The 5,633-nt window shown below is 53.8% G+C and carries 7 protein-coding genes; 6 read left to right on the top strand and 1 reads right to left on the bottom strand.

Features of this window, described 5'->3' with window-relative positions; all coding sequences use genetic code 11:
- Nucleotides 1–322: 322 nt before the first annotated feature.
- From ACOSYY_RS05570 to ACOSYY_RS05550, 5 genes are all read left to right on the top strand, one after another.
- Entirely contained in the window at nt 323–1,858 is a 1,536-nt protein-coding gene (locus tag ACOSYY_RS05570) for an FAD-dependent oxidoreductase (protein WP_421661274.1), read from the top strand.
- Nucleotides 1,859–1,985: 127 nt separating this feature from the next.
- A complete protein-coding gene (locus tag ACOSYY_RS05565; protein WP_421661273.1) occupies nt 1,986–2,366 on the top strand; it encodes a response regulator in 381 nt (126 codons plus the stop codon).
- Between the two features lie 179 nt (nt 2,367–2,545).
- Nucleotides 2,546–3,628, top strand: coding sequence for a DUF1207 domain-containing protein (locus ACOSYY_RS05560; protein ID WP_421661272.1), 1,083 nt, complete (start codon nt 2,546–2,548; stop codon nt 3,626–3,628).
- A 64-nt stretch (nt 3,629–3,692) separates the two neighbouring features.
- Nucleotides 3,693–4,433, top strand: coding sequence for a tetratricopeptide repeat protein (locus tag ACOSYY_RS05555; protein WP_421661271.1), 741 nt, complete (start codon nt 3,693–3,695; stop codon nt 4,431–4,433).
- A 78-nt stretch (nt 4,434–4,511) separates the two neighbouring features.
- The gene (locus ACOSYY_RS05550) at nt 4,512–4,679 is read left to right on the top strand and encodes a DUF1328 domain-containing protein (RefSeq protein ID WP_421661270.1); all 168 of its coding nucleotides are present in this window, start codon (nt 4,512–4,514) and stop codon (nt 4,677–4,679) included.
- Between the two features lie 135 nt (nt 4,680–4,814).
- On the opposite strand, the gene ACOSYY_RS05545 is transcribed toward ACOSYY_RS05550, so the two are convergent.
- Nucleotides 4,815–5,282 carry a hypothetical protein gene (locus tag ACOSYY_RS05545; protein WP_421661269.1) on the bottom strand — a complete coding sequence of 156 codons (468 nt, stop codon included), beginning with the start codon at nt 5,280–5,282 and terminating at the stop codon, nt 4,815–4,817.
- A gap of 92 nt (nt 5,283–5,374) precedes the next feature.
- Between ACOSYY_RS05545 and ACOSYY_RS05540 the strand changes: the two genes are divergently transcribed.
- Nucleotides 5,375–5,633, top strand: a 259-nt coding sequence (locus ACOSYY_RS05540) for a hypothetical protein (RefSeq protein ID WP_421661268.1), incomplete at its 3' end; no start/stop codon positions are given.

Raw genomic sequence — 5,633 nt, 5'->3', positions numbered from 1 at the left:
CCGGTGGTGGCATGGGTTCATCCGGTGGAACGGGATCATCTGGGAGCATGGGATCGGGCGGTATGGGATCATCGGGCGGGACGGGTTCGTCTGGCGGAGGCGGACGATAGGTATTTGACATAGTCTTCGAGCCCTGTGACTCATTATCATGACATGCTGTAAACCAGTACGCCTCCTATCACATTCGCCTGGCGAGGCTGAAGTTCCTCGCGCGAGTTTCGCTGGTAAAGCGGCAATCGGGGCCTAATCGATCGTTCCTTCACACCATTCTCAAGGGGATTCCCTTGTTGTGCGATACGGCAAGATATGGATCAATAGAAATATGAATGAGACGAATCCGAGTGGAACTCAATCGATTTGGATGAACTCTCCGGTGGAGTCGGTATGGCGCTCACTCGATCGCTCCTTGGAAACGGATGTGTGTGTTGTGGGAGCCGGAATCGCCGGTTTATCCACTGCGTATTCTCTGTCGTGTGAGGGCAAATCGGTGGTCGTCCTCGATGACGGTCCAATCGGCGGAGGCATGACAGAACGTACCACAGCGCATTTATCAAACGTCATTGATGACGGGTATGTCACGATCGAGCGGCTTCACGGCGAACAAGGCTCCCGCCTGGCTGCAGACAGCCATACTGCGGCGATCAATCGAATCGAAACCATCATCGCAACCGAACGCCTGGCCTGTGATTTCGAGCGGGTCGATGGTTTTCTCTTTCCAGCGCCCGGGCAACCGCCGGAACGTCTGGAAGACGAACGGTTGGCCGCCATCCGGGCCGGCCTTGTCGGTGTGGAACGAATTGAACGGCCAACAGGTCCCGTCCTGGAACCGGAAGGGTGCCTCCGGTTCCCGCGCCAGGCGCAATTTCATCCATTAAAGTTTGTGGCCGGTCTTGCGCAGGCGATCGACAGATGCGGCGGACGCATCTTCACGAATACCCACGTGGAAACCGTTACGGGGGGCGAGCAGGTACGAATCGAAACTCAACAGGGTCATATCATCGTCGCGCAATCTCTTGTCGTGGCTACAAACACACCCATTAACGACATGGTGGTGGTGCACACCAAACAAGCGCCCTATACCACCTATGTGATCGGAGCCCGCGTGCCGAAAGATTCCGTTCCTGCCGCGTTGTATTGGGATCAAGCGGATCCCTACCACTATGTGAGAATACAGAAAAACGTCGCAGCCGATGCTCATGATGTATTGATCGTGGGCGGTGAAGACCACAAAACCGGCCAGGCGAACGATGGAGAAGAACGCCATCAACGATTGGAACGTTGGGCCCGCGAACGGTTCCCCATGATGGAACGGATTGAATACCGATGGTCGGGGCAGGTCATGGAACCGACGGACGGCCTTGCGTTGATCGGCCGGAATCCAGGTGATACATCAAATATATATATTGCCACCGGCGATTCGGGCATGGGAATGACGCATGGCATGATCGCCGGCATGCTCATTACGGATCTCATTCAGAAACGCGCCAACGCCTGGGCCACGTTGTACGATCCCTCACGTAAATCGCTGAAATCGATCGGTACGTTTGTCCAAGAAAATCTTAATGTCGCGGCGCAGTATGTGGACTGGCTGTCGTCCGGCGACGTCAAGTCCGAGGATCGCATACCGAGGAAAAGCGGCGCGGTGCTTCGGAACGGCGCCCAGAAAATGGCCGTGTATCGCGATGAACAGGGAACATTGCATCGTCGCTCGGCGGTGTGCCCACATCTCAAATGTATTGTGGCGTGGGATTCCACCGAACACACGTGGAACTGTCCCTGCCATGGATCTCGTTTCGACGCCTATGGCAAGGTGCTGAACGGACCCGCGAACAGCGATCTTTCTCCCCTTGAGACATAAACGGTTATCTTCGTACTGCGCGCTTGCCTGTAACATATATGAATCGAGCTATCTCCGTTCAGCGAAGACTTCTCCCTTAGCGATTGTCCTAGCGCGGAGCTCCGACACGCTTTGCTACAAGGAGAGAATGGGCCACCACGGCTTCATCAGAGTTTTGCTCGTCGACGACAACACCGTATTGCGCGGCATGATGCGCGAAACGCTCCAGATGGATACTGCCATGCAGATCGTGGACGAAGCGGAAGACGGCCTCATTGCGATTGAGAAGGTAGAAGTGTTGCGACCCGATATCGTGATTATGGATATCCACATGCCGCACGTGAACGGCATAGCAGCCACGAAACACATTACCACCTACTATCCCTCTTGCGTCGTGATCGGAGTCTCGACCGACAACGATCGATACACCAGGATCGAGATGGAAAAAGCCGGATCATCGGCATTTATATCCAAAGAACATCTCGAGAGCCTGCCTGAGGTCATCAAAGCAATTAGCCGTACCACGTAAGCACTAAACCCAATATGGGGCGCGAAAGATACGTTCATCATAATGGGACACATATAGCGGCTATGCCGTCCTCAGCACAAACCGGGCACCGAGGGAAGGCCCACACGAGCTCATCCGTCTGGTCAAGGTTTCCAATAAGATCTCCATTTCATGCATCCCGGCAATTCCTACTATGCCTGATGGCTCCCGCCTTACTTTCGTGCCTCTCTCTGCTCGGCGCGCATCCGGCATGGTCGCAAGTCACCACCGACGACTATATTGCAGGTTATGCCGCGGCGGTACTACAGCATGAATTCAAAGTCACTGATTCAATGCTGCAAGTCCACAACGGTCGGGTCCGTCTCAGCGCCCAATCGCTCGGTGGCCTCGATCGTGAAAAGGTCAAACGTGCGCTGGCCGGCATTGCGGGTGTCAAGGAAGTCGTTGTGATAGAGAACGATGAAATCTCCGCCTCCCCGTCGCCCGATCAAGGTGTCCATGTCGACATTCCCGAAAGAGAATCCAGCTTCCTGCCCAGGGGCCTCTTGTTCGCTCCCCTTCATGCAGACCCTCGATGGCCTCACTTCTCTGCCGCTTATCGCGGGTACCGCACCAATAATCTCACGGCGACATTTGGTGGGAACTTTGGCGAAACGTTTTCGATCTATCGAAACCGAGCTCCGTTCAACGGTCAGTGGGAATTCGTCATCCAGGCGGGTCTATTCAGCTTGTTCGACCTCAGCGCGGCATCATTGGACCTTGTGAATGCCGATTATACCGTGGGAGTGCTGACGACCTATCGCTCCGGCAACTTCTCCGGTATTGTGCGCCTCCACCATCAAAGCTCGCACCTCGGGGATGAATTTCTCTTGAGCAACCCGCAGGTCGAGCGCATCAATTTGAGTTATGAAGAACTGGACGTCAAACTGTCCTACGAATGGTTCAGCTGGCTACGCACATACGGAGGAGCCGGATACTTGGTTCACCGTTACCCCTCGAGTGTGAAACCCGTCACCACGCAATGGGGAGTCGAATGGACGAGTCCAGTCTCCTTTTTCAACGGTTCCATCCGACCTATCTGCTACACGGATTTTCAGATGAATGAATACTCAAATTGGGCGATCGCGCAGTCGCTTATGGCGGGTCTACGATTTGAAAATGCACGTATCGGAAACCGTCAATTACAACTTCTTGCGGAATACTTTGCCGGTCCCTCTCCCAACGGCCAGTTTTACACCCGACATGCGCAATGGTTCGGCATCGGTCTTCACTTCTATTTCTGACCACGTCTTTGCCAAGGGAACTTCCGAGTATCAGACGCAGGGTCCAGAACGATAGGGTATCGGTATGAAATCAGCGATAATATTCGCACCGATATTGATCGCGCTGCTTTTGCTGTTCGACCGCATGCCGAGCAAAGCACAGGTCACGTTGTGGGAAACCTATCAGTCGGCGGGGCACCAGGCCATCGAAGACCGGCGTGTCGACGATGCCGAACAGTTGCTGCTCGCGGCGGCCAAACACATAGAGATCGTCAGTCCCGAAGATCCTCGCCTGGCCAATACGCTCAACGACCTCGGAGTGTTGTACGGCATGCAAAATCGAGACATTGAAGCTGAGCCGCTTTTTCAGCGGGCGTTGGCAATCAATGAAAAGACATTTGGACGGCAACATCCTTCCATCGTCTTGACGCTGCAAAATCTCAGCGTCATTTACGCCTCACAGAATAAGTTTTCCGAGGCACACAGTGCGGCGCGCGAAAGTCTGGGAATCAGTCTTCACCTATTTGGAATCGACCATCCCCGCATCGGATCCACTTGTCGGACGCTGGCGACGGTGTACGCGCTGCAAGGGAAGTATGAGGAGGCTGAAAGCTTTGCGGAAAAATCGGTCACCATCCTTGAAACCACGTTGGGAGAACGCCATCCGGAGACGGCTCAGAGCCTGGAAATGATGGCGAGGCTCATGTGGACGACTCATCGAGAACACGAAGCCCAACAACTTGAGGCCCGCCTCAATACGATTCGTCAGGGCTCACGCTCTGAATCTGAATCGGCCGAGGAAGCCGATGAGAACCCGGCGCCTTGAGTGAAGACAATGATTCGAATTCCCCATACAGAGTGAGCGACACATCGCCTCACCTGTTTATTGTGAAGGAGGTGCATCATGCTGAGCTGGGCTATCACGTTTCTGGTCGTTGCGATTATCGCCGGTATTTTGGGCCTCTCAGGAATTGCGGGTACGGCCACTAACATCGCGTATATCCTTTTTGTCGTCTTCTTAATCGTCGCGATCGTAGGCCTGGTCCTGGGTCGACGACCGCCGGTCACTTAACAGCAGTTGCCTGGTTGTTATTGTCTGTAGATCTAAGGAAGGTCTGATTAATTCGCGTTTTCGAGCAGTCGGCATTCAAAACACAGGGAATCCAGCTACTCGGAATTGCGAATAAATCAGACTTTCCCTAAGAGATTACTTCTTCACCGGTGAGTTGGGAAGTTCGACGGGAGGAATCTCCATGACCTTTACGGCGTGGCCCTGTTCGTTCATTCCAATGGTCACGCGTTGCCCCACCGACAGCCGTCGGAATAGTTCCGGCTGGACCATCTCAAAAAATATAGATTTACCCAGATCGGTTTTCAACAATCCCTTGCCCGTGCCGAAATCAAGCTGATCCAAAGTACCGGTCACGACGTGGTCAGATTGAAGATCTTTGCCGGGAGAGACTTCGGCAGTTTCCATTTGTATGGCATACCCGGAATGGCCGGTATGCCACACTAGAACCGCGAGGCCAAGACACATTATTCTCTTCGCCACATTCCATCCCTTATTGAATGCCATACGTGCTTTCTGAAGGCTTGATGGCCACGCGCTCGTTTTTCTGGCCGATCGTAAGACAGGCACGCTTCGCCGACTCGGACTCTGCGTCTTCATATTCATCGTCTCTCCTCCGTGTCACCGTCGCTGCGTTCGCACATACTCTCGTGATTTCCTAGCGTTTTGATACTAGGAAGACCTCTAGGAGAATCATTGTGAGGTCACAAACTCGCCAGTTACTCCAGGTTATTCTTGTGGGATGCGCTTCACATCGCCAATGGTTTGGGGTCTTCCTAGTGGCTGCCGCTCCGCATACCCCATACGATTACGTTCATTCATCCGATATCACGGACTCGGAAAGTTCAGCCTTTCTGATGAACCCCATGGAAGCCGCATCAACCACTTTGGACAATCGCCAATGCATCTATACACCATGCCTACTGTGTGGCGGGCTGGAATTTGTCGTCATCGCCG

Source organism: Nitrospira sp. BLG_2, assembly GCF_049222245.1.
This window is presented reverse-complemented; position numbering and strand designations above follow the sequence as displayed.

What these genes read in the sequence shown, in the direction of transcription:
- ACOSYY_RS05560 (WP_421661272.1), top strand. Translation starts at nt 2,546, where the DNA reads ATGGCTCCCGCCTTACTTTCGTGCCTCTCTCTGCTCGGCGCGCATCCG.
- ACOSYY_RS05545 (WP_421661269.1), bottom strand. Translation starts at nt 5,282, where the DNA reads ATGAATATGAAGACGCAGAGTCCGAGTCGGCGAAGCGTGCCTGTCTTA.
- ACOSYY_RS05565 (WP_421661273.1), top strand. Translation starts at nt 1,986, where the DNA reads ATGGGCCACCACGGCTTCATCAGAGTTTTGCTCGTCGACGACAACACC.
- ACOSYY_RS05570 (WP_421661274.1), top strand. Translation starts at nt 323, where the DNA reads ATGAATGAGACGAATCCGAGTGGAACTCAATCGATTTGGATGAACTCT.
- ACOSYY_RS05550 (WP_421661270.1), top strand. Translation starts at nt 4,512, where the DNA reads ATGCTGAGCTGGGCTATCACGTTTCTGGTCGTTGCGATTATCGCCGGT.
- ACOSYY_RS05555 (WP_421661271.1), top strand. Translation starts at nt 3,693, where the DNA reads ATGAAATCAGCGATAATATTCGCACCGATATTGATCGCGCTGCTTTTG.